Here is a 16,780-nt window from a genome sequence, read left to right as displayed (position 1 = left end):
AATCCTGCCTGATGTCGCCGGCTGGTATTCGGCATGCCGGTGGAGGCGGCGCTGGTCGCATTGTCGTTCGTGGCGCTGCTATACGGTGCCGCTCGCGTCGATCGTCAGGCGCCGCGTGGGATGAGCCCTCGCCGGGCACGCCGCGGCAGCAGCAGGTGGAAGGTCGTACCGACGCCGACCACGGTGTCGACCGCGATCGCGCCGCCATGCTGGTCGATGATGCTCTTGGTGATCGCCAGCCCCAGCCCGGTGCCGGCCTGGCCGCGTTCGGACGAGCGGTTCTCCTGGGCGAAGCGGGTGAACAGCCGCCGCCGGAAATCGGGTGACATGCCGCGGCCGCGGTCGATCACGCTGATCCGCACCGAATGCGGATGCGCGCGTAGCCGGATCTGCACCCGGCTGCCCTCGGCCGAGAATTTGGCGGCGTTGGACAGGAGGTTGCTCAGCACCTGGAGCAGCCGGTCGGGGTCGATCTCGGCGATCACCGGCGCGGCGGGCGCGTCGAGATCGATCGCGACGTCGAACGCCTGCGCATAAGGCAGGTTCTGGACGACCGCGTCTTCGAGCAGCCGGACCAGGTCGGTCTCGGCGAGATGGAAGTCGAGCTGGCCGGCGCGCAGCTTGTCCATGTCGAGCAGGTCGTTGACCAGCCGCGACAGCCGGACCCCGTTGCGGTGCGCGACCTCGATCAGCTTGAGCGCCTCGGGCTCGATCGGGCCGGCGATCCCCGCCCTGACCAGCCCGAGCGAACCGGTGATCGCGGTCAGCGGCGTGCGCAGCTCGTGGCTGACCGTGCCGATCAGCTCGTCCTTGAACCGCGCCGCCTCGCGCTCGTCGGTGACGTCGCGCGCGGTGAGCAGGAAATGGCCGTCGTCGAGCGCGATCCGCTGGACATCGAGAATGGTCCCGTCGACCCGGTGGATGTCGCGCCGCTTGAGCAGGCCCGCGCGCTCCGCCGCGAGCCTCTCCTCGATCAGATCGTCGGCGGTGCCGGGGCCCAGGTCGCCGCGCTCGGCGATCGTCCGCACCACCGCGATGAAGTCGGCGCCGCGATCGACCGCCTCGGGCGGCAGGTCGAACAGCGCGGCGAAGCTCTCGTTGCACAGATCGACGCGATAATGCTGATCGACCAGCACCACCCCTTCGCCGACATTCTCCATCGTCAGCCTGAGCAGTTCCGCCAGATCGCTCAGCTTCGCCTGGAAGCGGCGCTCGGCGGTGACGTCGCGGAACATCCAGATCCGTCCCGCCAGGTCGGGCTGGTCGACCCAGAGCGTCTCGACCTGGTGGCGGCGCATGCCGACCTCGATCTCGAACATCAGATGCGGCTTCATCCCGTCCGCCGACAGCCGCCGGCGGACGTCGCCGCCGGCCTGGTCGATCAGCCGGGCCAGCGCATCGGCGACCGCCGGGCCATGGTCCAGCCCGGGTGAAAGCCCCAGCAACTGCCGGGCGCGATCGTTGAGCGCGATCTGGACGTCGCGCGAGTCGACGAACAGCACCGGTGCGGGCAGATGCGCGATCAGCGCGCTCACCCGCAGCGACGCGTCGCGCTCGCGCCCCGTCATCTGGCCGATCTTGAGCAACTGCCCGATCAGGTCGGCCGCCGCGACGAGGCCGTCGGGATCGGGCGCGCCGGCGCCCGCGACGACGACATGGAGCGAGCGGTTGGGGACGGGGGCGGCGGCGAGGAACGCCGGACGCTGCCCGCACAGATCGCTCCACGCCGGCGCGAGGCCGAGCCTTTCGGTCGCGATCAGCACCGGCCGGTCGACGAGCAGGCCGGGCGGGGCGAGCAGGCCGAGGCCGGCGGGTCTTTGGTCGGGCCAGCTATCCTCGATGTCCAGCCCGCCTTCGGCGCGGGCGGCGACCAGCAGCGCGAGGCAAGGGGGCTCGCCGCGCTGTCGCCCGGACAGCAGCTGAAGCACGCCGCTGGTTGCGGCGGCACGGGCCGGGGTCCGGGCCTTGGGCTGAGGCGGATCGCGATCAGCCAAGGGAATATCGTCCCGTCCGCGCTGGCGGACCATCCTGTCGCAAGCCAAAGCCTCCGCTACATCCAGAGCCTGCCCGGCCTTGCTGCCGGACTATGAGGCGCGTCGTCATTCCATCCCCCTCATGCCGCGCCCCCGCGCGGCTTGTCGGTCCATCAAGGACCATCGGCGGGCGTGGCTGTCGATTAGTGGCTTTCCCCTAAGGAGGACGCCGATGGCGGCGCGGCGCGGTTTGGCGCTGGACAGCGATCGCCGACGAGCGCACTATTCGCGTGAAGCTCGCCCGCCTTCGATGGCGGAAGCGGGACGTTAGGCTCGCATGATCCATCCGACGCACGCCCCGGCGTCGGCATCGGGAGCTGACAAGATGCGGGGTGACAGGGCATCGGCGCGTACGACGGTCGATCGGATCGGCACCGATCGGACCGCGATCGATCGCACGGCCATGAACCGCGTCGGTATCGACCGGCGCGCGATCGCGACACCATTGGGCCAAGGCGGCCTGATCGCCAGGATCGCCGGCGGCCGCCTCGTCCCGGGATGGGCGGCGCGGATCGGTGCGTGGATCGCCGCCGGGCGATCGGGGCCGTTCCGATGGGGCAGCACGGTGATCGCCGCCCGCCACGCCGATATCGCCGATATCCTGGCACGCGATGTCGACTTCCGGATCGCACCGGTCAACGAAGCGCGGATCGCGGCGGTCAACGGCCCGTTCGTGCTGGGCATGGACCGCAGCGCTCTGCTCGAACGCGAACGGCGTGCGCTCTATGCGGCGCTGGCGGCGGTCGATATCGATGCGATCGTTGCCGCGAGCGCGCGCGATGCCGATCTGCTGCTCGATGCCGCGAACGGGTCGATCGACGCGGTCGGCGGCTATGCCCGCCATATCGCCGGCCGCACCGCGGTGCGGCTGTTCGGGATCGCCGGCGACGACGAGCCGCTGTTTCTCGACGTCGTGCGGTCGATCTTCGCGCACACCTTCCTCAATCTCGGCGGCGACAAGGCGGTCGAGGCGCGCGCGATCGCGGCGTCGGTGCTGATGCGCGGCTGGTTCGGGCAGGAGATCGCACGGCGCCGGGCCGACGGCGCGCCCGGCGACGACATGATGGGGCAGTTGCTGCGCCAGGGGCTGCTCGACGACAATGGCGTGCGGCGGACATTGGGGGGAATGCTGGTCGGCAGCATCGACACCACTGCGTCGAGCGTCGCCCGGGTGCTGATCGTCATCGCGCACGACCAGCGTCTGCGGGCGGATGCGGCGCGCAGCCCGCGCGAGGCCGAGATCGACTGGCATCGCCGGCTGAACGGCCTCTATCAGGACGCGCTGCGGCGCTGGCCGCATAATCCGCTGGTGCTGCGAGAAGCCGCCGCCGACACGATGGTCGGCACCACCCGGGTGGCGAAGGGCGACCGGCTGCTGCTGTGGACCCAGGCGGCGATGCAGGATCCGGCGGCCTTCCCGCAGCCCGGGCAGATGCGCGCCGACCGTTCGGCCGCCGCCTATCTCCACTTCGGCGCGGGGCTGCACCCTTGCGCAGGCCGGGCGGTCAATGCCCGCCAGATCCCGATGCTGATCGGAAAGCTGATCGATCGGCGGTTCCGGATCGCCGGCCGGCTCGGCTGGGCCGGCCCGTTCCCGCACCAGCTCCCCGTCACCCTGGAGGCTCGCCCGGCATGACCAATGCTCTCGTCACCATCGTCGCCCCGCTCGCGCCCGACCGGGTCGCGCGCGCCCGCGATCTGATCGACGGCGAACTCGGCAATCCGCCGCGGCCCGCGCTCGAGGCGGCGCTCGACGGCCTGACCGGCGAAGCCGTCCCGCTCTACGGGCGGATCGACGGCGCCGCCGGCGTCCATTTCATGAGCCTCCACGCCTTCGCCGGATCGGATACGACGCGCGCGCACCTCATCCTCGAATATTCGGCCGACCCCGGCGATCCGGACGATCCCGACCGGCTGGGCTGGATCGTCGCGCGGATCGGCCCCGCGCTGGCGCAGGTATTCGCGCTGGCGAGCGACTGGCGCAGCGGCGACCTGCTCGCCTTTCTCCAGGACCATCGGATCGCGATCGGCCATGGCTGGTTCGACACGCCGGGGCTCGCCTTTGCCGGCACCCCCGGGATCGCGGTCGGGACGGTCCGCGCCGAGGCCGCGCTCGCCCATCATGTCACGACGCTGGTCGGCGCCCAGCCGGGCGGGCTCCGGCCGCTCGAACGGGTGCGCGCGGTGCGCGACGCGCTGGCCGGCACCGACTGGCAATGGGCGCTCGACACCCCGCCGCCGCCTTTGCCTCCTTATGTTCCGACGACATTGGGACAGCGGATCGCGCCGCTCGCCTGGTCGTTCCTCAAGACCTTCCTCGCGCCGGTGCTGCTGCTGGTCGCGCTGCTCGCGATCGGCGCGATCGTCGTGGCGGTCCGATCATGGAGCTGGCTGGGCGTCGCGGTGGCGGGGCTCGGCTTCGTGATCGCGCTCGCCATCGTCGCCGTCCTGGTGCTGGTCGCGGCGCTGATCCTCTATTCGAAATTCCGCAAGGCCGAGGACAGCGACTGGCTCGACGAGCGCGCCCCCGAGCGCGCGACGCTGGCGAAGATCCGCGCGCACGAGAATCAGCCCGGCTATGCCCATAACCATATGGTGTCGATCACCACGCTGAAGCCCGGCTTCATCCGCGCCTTCACGATCCGGCTGGCCTTCTGGCTGATCGCCGAGCTGGCGCGGCTGAGCTTCCGGCCGGGCTATCTCGGAAATATCGGCACGATCCACTTCGCGCGCTGGGTGACGGTGCCCGGCACCCGCGACTTCATCTTCTTCTCCAATTTCGGGGGCAGCTGGGAATCCTATCTCGAGGATTTCATCACCAAGGCGCATGACGGGCTGACCGCGGTCTGGTCGAACACGATCGGCTATCCGCGCACCCGCAACCTGTTCCAGCAGGGGGCGACCGACGGCGAGCGGTTCAAGCGCTATGCGCGCCGCTCGATGCTCCACACCCCGTTCTGGTACAGCGCCTATCCCGCGCTCACCACTGCGAACATCCGCACCAACAGCGCGATCCGCCGCGGCCTCGCCACCGTGCTGACCGACGAGGAGGCGATCGACTGGCTCGCCGCCTTCGCCTCGGTGGTCCGCCCCGACGAGAAGATCGAAAGCAGCCAGGTCCAGAGCCTGGTGTTCGGCGGGCTCGGCTTCATGCCGTTTGGCGAATGCCTGATCCTCGATCTGGGCGAGGACAGGCAGGCGGCACGCGCCTGGCTGCGCGAAATCCTGCCGCATATCGCCTTCGACGACGGCCGGCGGCTCAACCGCGACGCGGTGCTGACGCTGGCGGTGATGCCCGGCGCGCTCGCCACGCTCGGGCTCGACCCGCAGGCGCTCGAAACCTTCCCGGCCGCCTTTCTCGACGGGATGGCGGCGGCAGGGCGCGACCGCATCCTCGGCGATCTCGGCGACAATGGTCCCGACCATTGGTACTGGGCGCGCGCCGGCGAACGGATCGACGCGGCGCTGCTGGTCTACGGCGCCAGCGCCGAGGCGGTCGCCGACCTGGCCGCGGCGGTCGATGCGACCTGCACCCCCGGCCAGCGCATCCGTCACCGCATATCGCTCAACCGCATCCCCGAGGCCAAGGCGGATCGGCGCGAGCCGTTCGGTTTCATCGACGGCACCTCGCAGCCGGTGATCCGCGGCACCTATCGCGGCCTGCGCAACCCCGATGCGATCCACCTCGTCCAGCCGGGCGAGTTCATCCTCGGCTATCCCGACAATCGCGGCAACATGCCGCCGCGGCCGACGCTCGCCGCGATCCACGATCCCGACAACCGGCTGCCGATCGCCGCCGATTGCGCGGGCTTCACCCGGACGGTGGTCGATGCGCCGCGCGACCTGGCGCGCAACGGATCCTTCCTGGTGATCCGCCAGCTCGAACAGGATGTCGACCGCTTCCATGATTATTGCGCCAACGAGGCGGTGCGGCTGACCAACCGGCTCGGCCCGCCGTTCGTGATGACCGCCGACTTCATCGGCGCCAAGATGGTCGGGCGCTGGCCCGACGGCTCGTCGCTGGTCCGCTTCCCCTATGAATCCGAAACCGCGCTCAAGGCGCGCAAGCCGGCGCTCCAGCAGAAGGAGACCAGCCGTCCGGCGAGCGCGCCGCAGGTCGGCTCGCCGATCCAGCCCGGGGTCGCCGCCAGCCATGAAGACAACGACTTCCTGTTCGGCACCGAGGACCCCGAAGGGCTGCGCTGCCCGTTCGGCGCGCATATCCGCCGCGCCAATCCGCGCGACAGCCTCGAGCCGGGCTCGGCCCAACAGGTCGACATCACCAACCGCCACCGCATCCTGCGGGTCGGCCGCTCCTATCCGCCGCAGGGCGAGCAGGACCGGCCGGGGCTGCTGTTCATGTGCCTCAACGGCGATATCGAGCGGCAGTTCGAATTCGTCCAGCAGACCTGGCTCGGCAGCCCCGCCTTCCACGGCCTGTCGAACGAGGTCGATCCGCTGATGGGCGACGGATCGGTGCCCTGCAACGGCTTCACCATGCCGACCCGCGATGGCCCGGTCCGCTTCACGCCGATGCAGCGCTTCGTCACGACGCGGGGCGGGGGCTATTTCTTCCTGCCGGGGAAGCGGCTGCTCGAATATCTGGTGGGGTAATATTCCGGCATTAAAATCTGGCCGTTCGTGTCGAGCGTAGTCGAGACACCCCGCGCGGTCAGAATCCCGCCGGCGCCTCCTTGTCGAAAGACGCCAACTGATCCGCCAGCGCCTTGTGGAACCCCGGCCGGGCGAGGGCGCGGTCGAGATAGGCCTGGAGCGTCGGCCGCGCCTTCACGAGGTCGGTATGGCCGAGGTCGCGCAGCACCGTCGCCATCAGCAGGTCGCCGGCGCTGAACGTGTCTTCGAGCCAGTCGCGGTCGCCGAGCCAGCCGACCAGCAGGTCGAGCTTGTTTTCGACCTGCTTCACCGCCGCCGGCCGGTGCGCCTCGGCCCAGGCCTCGCCCTTGGCGAAGATGTCGATCTCGCCGAGCACGCCGACATAGGGTTCGACCGAGTTGAGCGCGGCGAACGCCCAGGCCTCGGTGCGCGCACGGCCGGCCGGATCGGCGGGCATCAGCTTGTCCGAGCGCCGGGCGATATGGAGTACGATCGCGCCGGACTCGAACAGTTTCTGCCCATCCTCCTCGATCGCCGGAACCTGCGCGAACGGCTGGAGTGCAAGATAGGCGGGGCTGCGGTTTTCGCCGAGTCCGATCAGCTTCTGCTGATAGGCGATGCCGGCCTCTTCGAGCGCCCAGCGCACCCGCAGGTCGCGGACGAAGCCCTGGGCGAAATCGGGAACCCAGCGATAGGCATAAAGGGTGATCATCGTCTCTCTCCTTGGTTCATTGGCCGCACAGGCTGCGCATCGATCGGGCGATGAGGTGCGCGCGGCTGAGATGCCCGTCGCCGGCCAGCCCATAGGCAAGCGCCGGCACGCTGATGAGTGCGGCGAGCCCCGCCAGCAGCAGGCGTGCGGGCAGGGCGCGCAGCCATCGCCACAGGCCGATCAGCGCGGCAGCCAGTGCCGCGAGCAGGCCGCAGCACAGCATCGCTCAGGCCGCGTCGGCAAGTCTGCCCGGGCGGGTGCGGCCGTCGTCGGGATAGGCGTCGTGGCGCTTGACCCAGCCGGTCAGCGAACCCTCGGGGCCCTCGTCGCGGCCGCGCGGGGTGATGTCGATCCAGGCATAGACCGGCAGGAAATCCTCGCCGCCGCGCGCATAGCTCGAATAGCTGTGGTAGATCGCGCCGTCTTCGGTCCGGACGAACACGCTGACCCCGGGCAGTTCGTCGATGCCGGGATCGGGGATCGTCGCAAAATTATAGTCGACCCCATCGGCGCGCGTACCCGCAGGAAAGGAGACGCGATAGTCGATATTGAAGTCGTTCCCAGCCGACGACACCCAACGGAATCGCCAGCCCATCCGCACGCGATAGGCGAGCAACTTCGCGATCGGCGCACGCGACACCGCGACGAAGCTGATGTCATGATGCTCGAAATGCCGGCGCGGGCCGTCGACCTGGTCGCTGAGCAGCGAACAGCCGACACAGCCTTCCTCCCAGTCGGGTGCGAACATGAAATGATAGACGATGAGCTGGCTGCGGCCGTCGAACAGTTCGGCGAGCGTCACCGGCCCGTCGGCACCCTCGAAGAGATAGTCCTTCTCGACCTTCACCCAGGGCAGGGCACGGCGCTTCTCGGCCAGCCGGTCACGCTCGTGGGTCCAGGCCTTTTCCTCGGCGAGCAGCGCGCGCCGCGCCTTCAGCCATTCGTCCTGCGATACCACCTGATGCGTCGTCATCATGCTTCTCCTTCCAGATCTGCAAAGTGCCTGACCAGCTTGTCGAGTGATCCCGTCCAGCCCTGCTCGTGGCTCGCGCGCGAGGCTTCGGACTTGAGCCGGGCGTGGGTGAAGGTCAGTTCGGTGCCGGTTTCGATCGGCCGCAGCACCGCTTCGACCTGCGAGGGTTCGCCGTCGGGGCCGCCCTCCTCGCGCTCGCCGCCATCGGTCCAGCGCCAGCTCATCACCAGCCGGTTCGGCGGATCGAACAGGACATAGGTTCCACCGCATTCATGCTCGGTGCCGTCGAGCATCCGGAAACGTGCGCGGAAGGCGCCGCCGACCCTGGGGTCGGTCTCGGCGAACAGCACCGGGCCGTCGTCGGGGCCGAACCAGGCGTGGAGCCCCTCGGGGGTGGTCAGCGCGTCGAACACGATCGCCGGGCGCGCGGCGATCCGGCGAACGAGCGTAAGGCTGGTTTGGCCGTTCATTGATCCTTCTCCTTGGCGCGGGCCTGCTTCTCCTGCGCTTCGGCGAAGGCGGCGAGGCGGTCGAGCCGCGGCGTCCAGAAGCGCTCATAGCGTCGGAGCCACGCCATCGCTTCCTCCATCGGGCCTGCCGCGAGCCGCACCGACACGGTGCGCCCGGTCTTGCTGCGCGCGATCAGGCCCGCGTCGCTCAGCACGTCGAGATGCTTCATCACCGCGGGCAGCTTGATCGGCAGCGGCGCCGCCAGGTCGCTGACCGACACGCTGTCCTCGGCCTCGAGCCGGGCGAGGATCGCCCGCCGTGCGGGATCGACGAGTGCCGCAAAGGTGCGATCGAGCTGGGTTATAGGAGACTTCGCCATATGGTGAAGTGATGGGGCGAGCGGGTGAGTCTGTCAATAGCTCCTTGCCGTCGCACCAGCGCAGGCTGGTGCCTATGTCTCTTGCCACGAACGACGCCGTGTGCCGGGCGAGACATGAGCACCAGCCTGCGCTGGTGCGACGATGGGGGGCTATTCCGATCGACTTGTCAGAAACCTTCGTGCCGCCGTGATCGCCATCGCGGTTGCCGCATGCACCGCGGTCGGATCGGCCATCCAGTGCGCCAGAAACTCCCCCGCGAACGTATCGCCCGCACCGGTCGGATCGGAACAGGCGACCGGCGTCACCTCGATCCTGGTCGTACTGTCCGCCCCGCTCACCCTCACCGCCGCGCCACCATCGGTTTCGACCACCAGTCCCGCGCATTCCCCCGCGAATGCCCACTCATGGACATTGCGGAAGACGATGTCCGCCCGCGCCGCGAGCAGGACGCGCAGATCGTCGGGAAAGCAGGCGGGATCGGCCTTGACGATCCACGCCAGCCGCTGGTCGGGGCGCCGCCGGGCGAGCAGGCCGCGGGTCTGCGCCTCGGGGGCGGCGGCGATGCAGACCAGGTCGGCCGCATCGATCGCCGCGGCCTGAGCCGCCGACAGCGGCGCGTCGAGCCCGGATCCGAGATCGAGGAAGCAGGCATAGCGGCCCGAGCCATGGTGGGCGAGCACGCAGGCCGCGGTCGTTCCGCCGGTGCGCGCGATCGCGATGCCGTCGAGCCCCGTCGCCGTCACCGCTTCGGCATAGAGCCGGCCGTTCGCATCGTCGCCGATCGTCACCAGCGGCGCCGCGTCCAAGCCGTTCGCCGCCAGCCGCGCCCCGGCATAAAGCGGCGCGCCGCCCGCGCGCGGCCAGCCGTCGCGGGCGAGCTTCGCCATCACCGTGCCGAAGCCGCGCGGCTCGGTGGCGGTCTCGAGCACATAGTCCATCGTCGCATAGCCGCTGATCACCGCCCGTGCCGCCATTCACCGTCCTCCGTCTTTCCGAAAAGTCGCTTGCACGATGTCGTCGCATCGGCATATGAACGTCAAGGTGAAACGTTTCATAAAACGATAACAAACCGGGTGCAGAGGGCTTGGGCAGAGGCGAACAGCCAAGGGGAAAGCATATGCGAACGGGTCATATCATTGCATCATTGATGTCGGCGACGATGCTGGCGGGCCTCGGCGCCCCGGCCTTCGCCCAAAGCGCGGTCACCGCAGCCGATGCCGACGAGATCCTCGTCACCGCGCAGAAGGTCGGTGCCGGGCAGAGCCGCGCCAATGCGGTGGTGAGCGCCTCGGACATCGGCGAGCGCCCGCTCGGCGCCGACATCACCCAGAGCCTCAACAAGATCCCCGGGGTCCAGGCCTCGACCGGGGACGCGCGCGGCGGCAGCTTCTCGTTCGAAATCTATCTGCGCGGGCTCAACAAGGACCAGATCGGCCTGACGATCGACGGCTTGCCGCTTGGCGATGCGCGCTTCAACGGCGGTTCGCCGCCGCAGCGTTTCATCGAGTCGAGCAATATCGGCCGGATCGCGGTGTCGCAGAGCGCCGGCGACATCGGCGCGCCGTCGCGCTTCGCGCTGGGCGGCTTCATCGATTTCCAGACCGACGATCCGGCCAGGGCGCTCGGCGCCACCGTCGAGGCCGGTTACGGCTCCTATGATTTCTACCGAGGCTATGCCCGCATCGACAGCGGCGAGATCGCGCCGGGCCTGAGCGCTTTTGCCAGCTATTCGCACCAGGAAAACGACATCTGGGCGGGCCGCAACAGCCGGTCGTCGCGCCGCGACCATGTCGAGTTCAAGGCGGTCAAGCGCTTCGACGACGGCTCCTTCCTCAAGGGCCGGTTCAGCTACAACGACCAGCGCGACAATGATTTCAACATCATCACGCTCGGCGAATTCCTGGCCAACCGCCACAGCGACCGCGCGACCGATGTCATCAGCGGCATTCCCGCGATCGATATCGACTATGGCGGCGCGCTCGGCGGCACCCGCAAGGATATGCTCGCCTATCTCAACGGCCGGCTCCAGTTGACCGAGAAATTGCGGTTCGACGTGAACCCCTATTATCAGACGCTGCGCGGCGAATCCTTCCGCTACCAGGACCGCGCCCGCGACCTGGCGGGAACCGATCCCTATGCGGTGACCGGCTATAACGCGACCGGCGGCGCGATCCGGCCCGCGCTCACCACCCTGCGCAATTCGAACGTTGTCGGCGGGCCGGCCGACATGCGGGTCACCCCGCGCAACCGCGACCGCTATGGCGCGACCGCCGAATTGCGCGCCGAGGATCTGATCGCCAACAATGTCATCCGCGTCGGCGGCTGGTGGGAAGGCGGCAACAGCGACGAGGAACGGCGCTTCTTCCGGATCACCAATCCGGCGACCAGCATCGATTATGACAAGGCCGCACTCAATTATGTCGAATATCGGCGCTCGACGACGATCGAGACGACGATGCTCTATGCGCAGGACCAGATATCGCTGATCCCCGACCTGCTGCGGATCGACGCCGGGCTGACCTGGATGAACGTCCGTTACAAGGCGAAGTCGCCGCTCGAATATAATGCCCGGATCGCCTTCTCGCAGCATTCGAAGATCAACCCGAAGCTCGGCGTCAGCCTGAAGCCGATCGACCATGTCGAGCTGTTCGGCGGCTATGCGAAGAATTTCGCGGGCATTCCAGAGGACGCCTTCCTCGGCTCGACCGCGGTGATCGCGCCGGGCGACCTCAAGCCGATCCAGACCGAGAATGTCGATCTCGGCGCCCGTTATGTCGCGAAACGCTTCGCGCTGTCGGTGCAGGGCTATATCGTCGACCTGAAGAACAATATCGGCATCGTCCCGCGCGACCCGACCGTCGTCGACCCGCAGGAGATCGTCCGCGGCAATGTCGCGACCAAGGCCGCCAATATATTGGGGCTGAAATCAAAGGGCATCGAACTGACCGCCTATGGCGATCTCGGCATCGTCGATCTCTACGGCGCCTATAGCTATCAGGACGCGAAACACGACGATCCCGCGATCGGTTCGGTCGACCGCAAGAATCTCGCCTCGGTCGGGGTGATCGGCGGCGCGCGGGTGCGCGACATCCCGAAGAACAGCTTCTTCGGCCAGATCGGGCTGAAGGCGACGAACAGCCTCAAGTTCAACCTGACCGGCCGCTATATCGGCGAACGGGTCGGCGGCCATATCATTGCCCCGACCACCTTCGCCGAGATCGGGGTCGAGAAAATCCCCGGCTATACCGTCTATGGCTGGTCGGTCAGCTACAAGGCGCCGCCCTTTGCGGGCTTGAGCGAACTCAGCCTCCAGCTCAACATCGATAATATCCTCGACAAGGCCTATCTGACCTCGGTGTCGAGCTCGACCGCGACCCAGCCCGAATTCGGCCTGCCGGGGCGGACGCTCGATCGCTATTTCATCGGCGCGCCGCGGACGACGACCCTGTCGGTGCGGGCGAAGTTCTGAGGGGAAGGGTAGGGCCATCCTTCCCCTTTCGTCTTCCCAGCGAAGGCTGGGATCCATGTCTCGTCAGGCAAAAGATGCCATCCGGCAGGAAAGAGACATGGGCCCCAGCCTTCGCTGGGGCGACGGCTATGGGGTTGGCGGAAGCGCTCTAATCCAGACTATCGCCAAGCCCGACCAGCAGGAACCGTGTCGGTTCGCCGGGCTCGTAATTATTGTCGTTGACGAGGATGATCCGCCGTTCGCCGTCGCGGCCTGACGGCCACCAGGCCATCCCCTCGAGATTGCCGCTCTTCTCACTCGCCATGTCGAAATCGACCAGCAAGTGCTTGTAAAGTGGCGCAATCTTCGCCCCCGCAAGGCTCGCTACCCCAGCCACATCGCTCGCGCCATCGATCGCGGCGAGATAGAGCCGGACATGATAGGCGAAGTGCAGTCCCTTGATCTGCTCGCCCGATCGTTCGAGGATCAGCAGCCGGTGGTCGTCGACCGCCAATATCTCGCTCACCCCATTGTCGGACAACAGGCCCGGCCGCGCGAACGGGACGGCATCGACCGGATAGGCATATTGGCCGAGCAGCGTGCCGGTGCGATCGACCCGCGACAGCCGCACCAGCGCCGGCCGGCCGGGCGCGGCGAGCGGGCCGTCCTCGATCAACGGGGCTTCGAGCGCAATCCACAGCGAGCGGTCGGGGGCGAAGGCGAGGCCCTCGATCGCGAGGTTGAGGCGAGGACCGCGCCGGCCGGCGGGATCATAATTGAACATTGGCGGCAGGCTCAGCCGGTCGATCGCGCTGCCGTCGCGCCGCATCCGGCCGACCGCCGGCCCGAAGCCGTCGCGGGCGTCGCCTTCGCTCGACCAGAGCAGGCTGCCATCGGCCGGATCGACCCGCACGCTTTCGAGGTCGAGCGCCTCGGCACCGCTGCCGGGCGCGGGATAGGCGGTGCCGTCGGGCTTGCGGATCGTCCGCGGCTTGCCCGGCCGGATCGTCAGCCGCGCGCCGTCCTGCCGGATCCGCGTCGGATAGAAGCGCGCCGGCGCATGTTCGGAGCGATCGTCGCTGATCAGGATGCAGCGACCCCGCGCGCCACAGTCGATCCCGGAAATGCCGCCGAACGCCGCGTCGGGCGCGATCTCGCCGCGCGCGACGACATGGGCCGGCGCCGCAAGCGTCGGGGCCGTCGGCATCGCCGCGAGCAGCGCCCAGGCGGCGATCCGGTTCAGACAGCCTCGCGCATATGGCGCAGGAACAGGTCTACCACCGCCTGCGCATCGACCGTCACCGCGGCGCGCTGCGCGGGAAAGCCGTCCCAGGCGCCGGGCGGGAAATATTGGCCGTCGGGCTGCTGGATCGTCTGGCCGACCGCGATCCCCTCGGTCACCACCCGGATCGGGCCACCGATGGTCCCGAACAGCGTCGGGTCGATCGCGCAGGCGACCGCGGCGACGTCATGGAGGCAGCAGCCGTCGAAGCCGTCGGCGCGGGCGTACATCGCCGCATAATCGCGCGAGATATCCCACAGGAAGCGGCCGATCGCGCCGCCTTCGGTGACGAGCCGGCGCGCGCGATCGTCGTCGAGGATGCAGCGCGTGGTGACATCGAGCCCGACCATCGTCACCGGCCAGCGCGCCCCGAGCACCCGGTCGGCGGCATGCGGATCGTTGATGATATTGGCCTCGGCGACCGGCGAGACATTGCCGCGCCGGGTACCGCCGCCAAAGGCGCCGCCCATCACGATCAGTTCGCCGAGCTTGCCGGCGATGTCGGGGGCGGCGTCGAGCGCGAGCGCGAGATTGGTGAGCGGGGCGACCGCGATCACGCTGATCTCGCCCGGCGCCGCGCGGATCGTCTCGATCAGGAAATCGCGGGCCGACCGCGGATCGATCGCCGCGTGCGGCGCCGGGGGCAGGGCGACGTCGCCGAGCCCGTTGGCGCCATGGACATGCTTGGGCTCGGGCCGGCGGACGCTCGCGATCGGATCGGCGGCGCCCATCGCGACGGCCACGTCGATCCCGAACAGCCCGGCGAGATAGCGCGCATTGCGGGTGGTGGTCGCGACATCGGCATTGCCGAAAACGGTGGTGATGCCGACCAGATCGAGCGCATCGCTGCGCTGGATCAGCCGCAGCGCCATCGCGTCGTCGATTCCGGGGTCGGTGTCGAAGATGATCTTACGCGTCATCGTCAGTCGCCATAGACCGCGCGGCACACCGCCGCGCATTTGGCGAGATCGAGCCAGCCATCGGTGCGGATGCCCGATTCCATGTCGATCCAGTAGAGGCTGCCCGCCGGCGCCGCGATCGCGGCGACGATCGCCGCGGCATTGTCGGGGCCGATCCCGCCCGAATAGCCGCAAAAGGCGCCGCCGGCGGCCAATGCCGGCCAATGGTCGGGCTTCACCCCGGTCCCGAACGAGACGTCGTAGAGCCAGTCGAGCCGGGCGTCGGCGGGGAAGACGCCCGAACATTGCAGCATCGCGCGCACGCCCTTGCGCTGGCCGAAGCCGATGGCGTTCTCGATCTGCGAAGGCGAACTGCCGCTGAAGCTATGGTTCACCTGCAGCCGGGTGAAACCCCACAGGTCGATATCGGTACCGTGCGGATCATTGGCGATCGCCCGGGCCGGCTCGCCGCAGACATGCGCTGCCCAGCGCAGGCCGGGCGTGCCGAGAAGTGACGCGCGCGCCGCCGCGTCGGGGAAGAGCAGCTTGTCCTCCTGTGCGGGGTCGATCAGCATCCCCCATTCGATCGGGTAACGCCGCGACAGCGCGAGCATCTCGGCCGCGAGTTCGGGCCGGTCGACTCCGGTGAAGGCGATAAAGGTCGGTTTCTGGGGCATCTCGTCTCGGTTCAGAACAGGCTGTCGAGCAGGCCGACGATCGTCGCCGACAGGCAGGTGGTGAGGAAGGCGGCGGCGAGCGCACGCAGGCCGAGTTCGGCGGCCTCCTTCGATCGCTCGGGGGCCATGCCGGTGATCGCGCCGATCAGGATCGCGACGCTGCCGATATTGCCGAAGCTCGCCAGCGCATAGGTCAGGATCAGAACGGTCTTGGGGGCCAGCGCCCCGGCGGGCAGGGCCACGAGCTGGCCGAAGGCGACCACTTCGTTGAGCGCGAGCTTGGTGCCGAGCAGGCTGGCGGCGGTGGCGATGTCGGCCTGCGGCACCCCCATCGCCCAGGCGACCGGCGCGAGCAGCCAGCCGAAGATCGCGCCGAGGCTGAGCGGTGCGCCGCCGGTCGGGATCAGCGCCAGCGCCATGTCGACCAGCGCGATCAGCGCGATGAACACGATCAGCAGCGCGGCGATGTTGAAGGCGAGCCGGGCGGCGGCGAGCGTGCCCTGGGTGATCGCCTCGAGCGCGCTGCCATGGTGGCGGTCGAGCGCGATCGGACCGCCCTCGGTCGGCGGTCCGGTCGGGATGATCGCCCGCGCCATCGCGATCGCCATCGGCGTGCTGATCAGGGTCGCGGTCAGGACATGCGCGAAGGCGCCGGGCAGCCGTGGCGCGACCAGCGCGCCGATCACGATCATCATCGACCCGCCGATCACCGACAGCCCGTCGACCATCAGGATGAACAGCTCGCCACGGCTGAGCTTGGGCACCAGCGGACGGATCAGCAGCGGCGCCTCGATCATGCCGAGGAAGATGCACGCCGAGGTCGACACCCCGACCGGCCCGCTGACCCCGAAGGCGCGTCCGAACAGCCAGGCCGCACCGCGCACGATCCAGCGCAATATCCCCCAGTGCCACAGCAGCGCCGACAGCGCCCCGACCAGCAGGATCGCCGGCAGGGCCTGGAAGGCGAAGATGAAGCTCGATGCCTCGGGCACCGCCTTGACGAAGGGCGAGGGGCCGCCGGCGAGATAGCCGAACACGAAGCCGGTGCCGGCGACCGCCGCCTTCTGCAGCCCGTCGACCCCGTGCGCGAGGGCGCCGAACGCCGCGGTGATCGCCGGAACCTTGGTGAGCAGCAGCGCCAGCCCGGTCTGGACGGCCAGGCCGACGCCGATCGTGCGCCATGCGAAGGCCCGGCGGTTTTCGGAGAGACCCCAGGCGAGCGCGACGAACAGCGCGATGCCGATCAGCCCCCTTGTCGTCTCGCCGCCCATCGATGCTCCCGCGCTATCGACTTAAACGTTTCACTTATTCA

General features: G+C 68.8%; 14 protein-coding genes. 3 read left to right on the top strand and 11 right to left on the bottom strand.

Going from position 1 to position 16,780, the window contains the following annotated elements; all coding sequences use genetic code 11:
• Positions 1-104: 104 nt before the first annotated feature.
• The gene (locus AC1RM6_RS10050) at positions 105-1,994 is read right to left on the bottom strand and encodes a PAS domain-containing sensor histidine kinase (protein WP_493100681.1); all 1,890 of its coding nucleotides are present in this window, start codon (positions 1,992-1,994) and stop codon (positions 105-107) included.
• 364 nt (positions 1,995-2,358) lie between these two features.
• On the opposite strand from AC1RM6_RS10050, the gene AC1RM6_RS10045 reads away from it, so the two are divergent.
• On the top strand, positions 2,359-3,669 hold the full coding sequence (locus AC1RM6_RS10045) for a cytochrome P450 (RefSeq protein ID WP_493100679.1): 1,311 nt from the start codon (positions 2,359-2,361) through the stop codon (positions 3,667-3,669).
• Complete coding sequence (locus tag AC1RM6_RS10040; protein WP_493100677.1) at positions 3,666-6,647, top strand: Dyp-type peroxidase; 2,982 nt, start codon at positions 3,666-3,668, stop codon at positions 6,645-6,647. Before AC1RM6_RS10045 ends, AC1RM6_RS10040 begins: the two co-directional genes overlap by 4 nt.
• Positions 6,648-6,705: 58 nt before the next feature.
• Here AC1RM6_RS10040 and AC1RM6_RS10035 read toward each other — a convergent pair whose 3' ends face one another.
• The 6 genes from AC1RM6_RS10035 to AC1RM6_RS10010 form a co-directional block, all read right to left on the bottom strand.
• Positions 6,706-7,359: a glutathione S-transferase family protein gene (locus AC1RM6_RS10035; protein ID WP_493100675.1), complete on the bottom strand. Its 654-nt coding sequence runs from the start codon at positions 7,357-7,359 to the stop codon at positions 6,706-6,708.
• A gap of 16 nt (positions 7,360-7,375) precedes the next feature.
• Positions 7,376-7,582, bottom strand: coding sequence for a hypothetical protein (locus tag AC1RM6_RS10030; protein WP_493100674.1), 207 nt, complete (start codon positions 7,580-7,582; stop codon positions 7,376-7,378).
• Positions 7,583-7,585: 3 nt separating this feature from the next.
• Positions 7,586-8,332, bottom strand: coding sequence for a DUF899 domain-containing protein (locus tag AC1RM6_RS10025; RefSeq protein ID WP_493100673.1), 747 nt, complete (start codon positions 8,330-8,332; stop codon positions 7,586-7,588).
• Complete coding sequence (locus AC1RM6_RS10020; RefSeq protein ID WP_493100672.1) at positions 8,332-8,802, bottom strand: SRPBCC family protein; 471 nt, start codon at positions 8,800-8,802, stop codon at positions 8,332-8,334. Before AC1RM6_RS10020 ends, AC1RM6_RS10025 begins: the two co-directional genes overlap by 1 nt.
• Positions 8,799-9,161, bottom strand: coding sequence for an ArsR/SmtB family transcription factor (locus AC1RM6_RS10015; RefSeq protein WP_493100670.1), 363 nt, complete (start codon positions 9,159-9,161; stop codon positions 8,799-8,801). The genes AC1RM6_RS10020 and AC1RM6_RS10015 overlap by 4 nt, the downstream gene beginning before the upstream one ends.
• Before the next feature lie 150 nt (positions 9,162-9,311).
• Positions 9,312-10,136: a PfkB family carbohydrate kinase gene (locus tag AC1RM6_RS10010; protein ID WP_493100668.1), complete on the bottom strand. Its 825-nt coding sequence runs from the start codon at positions 10,134-10,136 to the stop codon at positions 9,312-9,314.
• Between the two features lie 143 nt (positions 10,137-10,279).
• Between AC1RM6_RS10010 and AC1RM6_RS10005 the strand changes: the two genes are divergently transcribed.
• The gene (locus tag AC1RM6_RS10005; RefSeq protein WP_493100666.1) at positions 10,280-12,631 is read left to right on the top strand and encodes a TonB-dependent receptor; all 2,352 of its coding nucleotides are present in this window, start codon (positions 10,280-10,282) and stop codon (positions 12,629-12,631) included.
• Between the two features lie 148 nt (positions 12,632-12,779).
• Here AC1RM6_RS10005 and AC1RM6_RS10000 read toward each other — a convergent pair whose 3' ends face one another.
• From AC1RM6_RS10000 to AC1RM6_RS09985, 4 genes are read right to left on the bottom strand one after another with little or no spacing between them, the layout of a single operon-like run.
• On the bottom strand, positions 12,780-13,817 hold the full coding sequence (locus AC1RM6_RS10000; RefSeq protein WP_493100664.1) for an esterase-like activity of phytase family protein: 1,038 nt from the start codon (positions 13,815-13,817) through the stop codon (positions 12,780-12,782).
• Between the two features lie 32 nt (positions 13,818-13,849).
• Positions 13,850-14,812 (bottom strand): nucleoside hydrolase, encoded by a 963-nt coding sequence (locus AC1RM6_RS09995; RefSeq protein WP_493100663.1) that lies wholly within the window; start codon positions 14,810-14,812, stop codon positions 13,850-13,852.
• Between the two features lie 2 nt (positions 14,813-14,814).
• A complete protein-coding gene (locus AC1RM6_RS09990; RefSeq protein WP_493100661.1) occupies positions 14,815-15,468 on the bottom strand; it encodes a hypothetical protein in 654 nt (217 codons plus the stop codon).
• 11 nt (positions 15,469-15,479) lie between these two features.
• The gene (locus tag AC1RM6_RS09985) at positions 15,480-16,739 is read right to left on the bottom strand and encodes a NupC/NupG family nucleoside CNT transporter (protein WP_493100659.1); all 1,260 of its coding nucleotides are present in this window, start codon (positions 16,737-16,739) and stop codon (positions 15,480-15,482) included.
• Positions 16,740-16,780: the final 41 nt, after the last annotated feature.

It is taken from the genome of Rhizorhabdus sp. GW822-FHT03C02 (genome assembly GCF_058801765.1).
This window is presented reverse-complemented; position numbering and strand designations above follow the sequence as displayed.

What these genes read in the sequence shown, in the direction of transcription:
- AC1RM6_RS10045 (WP_493100679.1), top strand. Translation starts at nt 2,359, where the DNA reads ATGCGGGGTGACAGGGCATCGGCGCGTACGACGGTCGATCGGATCGGC.
- AC1RM6_RS10040 (WP_493100677.1), top strand. Translation starts at nt 3,666, where the DNA reads ATGACCAATGCTCTCGTCACCATCGTCGCCCCGCTCGCGCCCGACCGG.
- AC1RM6_RS10035 (WP_493100675.1), bottom strand. Translation starts at nt 7,359, where the DNA reads ATGATCACCCTTTATGCCTATCGCTGGGTTCCCGATTTCGCCCAGGGC.
- AC1RM6_RS10030 (WP_493100674.1), bottom strand. Translation starts at nt 7,582, where the DNA reads ATGCTGTGCTGCGGCCTGCTCGCGGCACTGGCTGCCGCGCTGATCGGC.
- AC1RM6_RS10025 (WP_493100673.1), bottom strand. Translation starts at nt 8,332, where the DNA reads ATGACGACGCATCAGGTGGTATCGCAGGACGAATGGCTGAAGGCGCGG.
- AC1RM6_RS10020 (WP_493100672.1), bottom strand. Translation starts at nt 8,802, where the DNA reads ATGAACGGCCAAACCAGCCTTACGCTCGTTCGCCGGATCGCCGCGCGC.
- AC1RM6_RS10015 (WP_493100670.1), bottom strand. Translation starts at nt 9,161, where the DNA reads ATGGCGAAGTCTCCTATAACCCAGCTCGATCGCACCTTTGCGGCACTC.
- AC1RM6_RS10010 (WP_493100668.1), bottom strand. Translation starts at nt 10,136, where the DNA reads ATGGCGGCACGGGCGGTGATCAGCGGCTATGCGACGATGGACTATGTG.
- AC1RM6_RS10005 (WP_493100666.1), top strand. Translation starts at nt 10,280, where the DNA reads ATGCGAACGGGTCATATCATTGCATCATTGATGTCGGCGACGATGCTG.
- AC1RM6_RS10000 (WP_493100664.1), bottom strand. Translation starts at nt 13,817, where the DNA reads ATGCCGACGGCCCCGACGCTTGCGGCGCCGGCCCATGTCGTCGCGCGC.
- AC1RM6_RS09995 (WP_493100663.1), bottom strand. Translation starts at nt 14,812, where the DNA reads ATGACGCGTAAGATCATCTTCGACACCGACCCCGGAATCGACGACGCG.
- AC1RM6_RS09990 (WP_493100661.1), bottom strand. Translation starts at nt 15,468, where the DNA reads ATGCCCCAGAAACCGACCTTTATCGCCTTCACCGGAGTCGACCGGCCC.
- AC1RM6_RS09985 (WP_493100659.1), bottom strand. Translation starts at nt 16,739, where the DNA reads ATGGGCGGCGAGACGACAAGGGGGCTGATCGGCATCGCGCTGTTCGTC.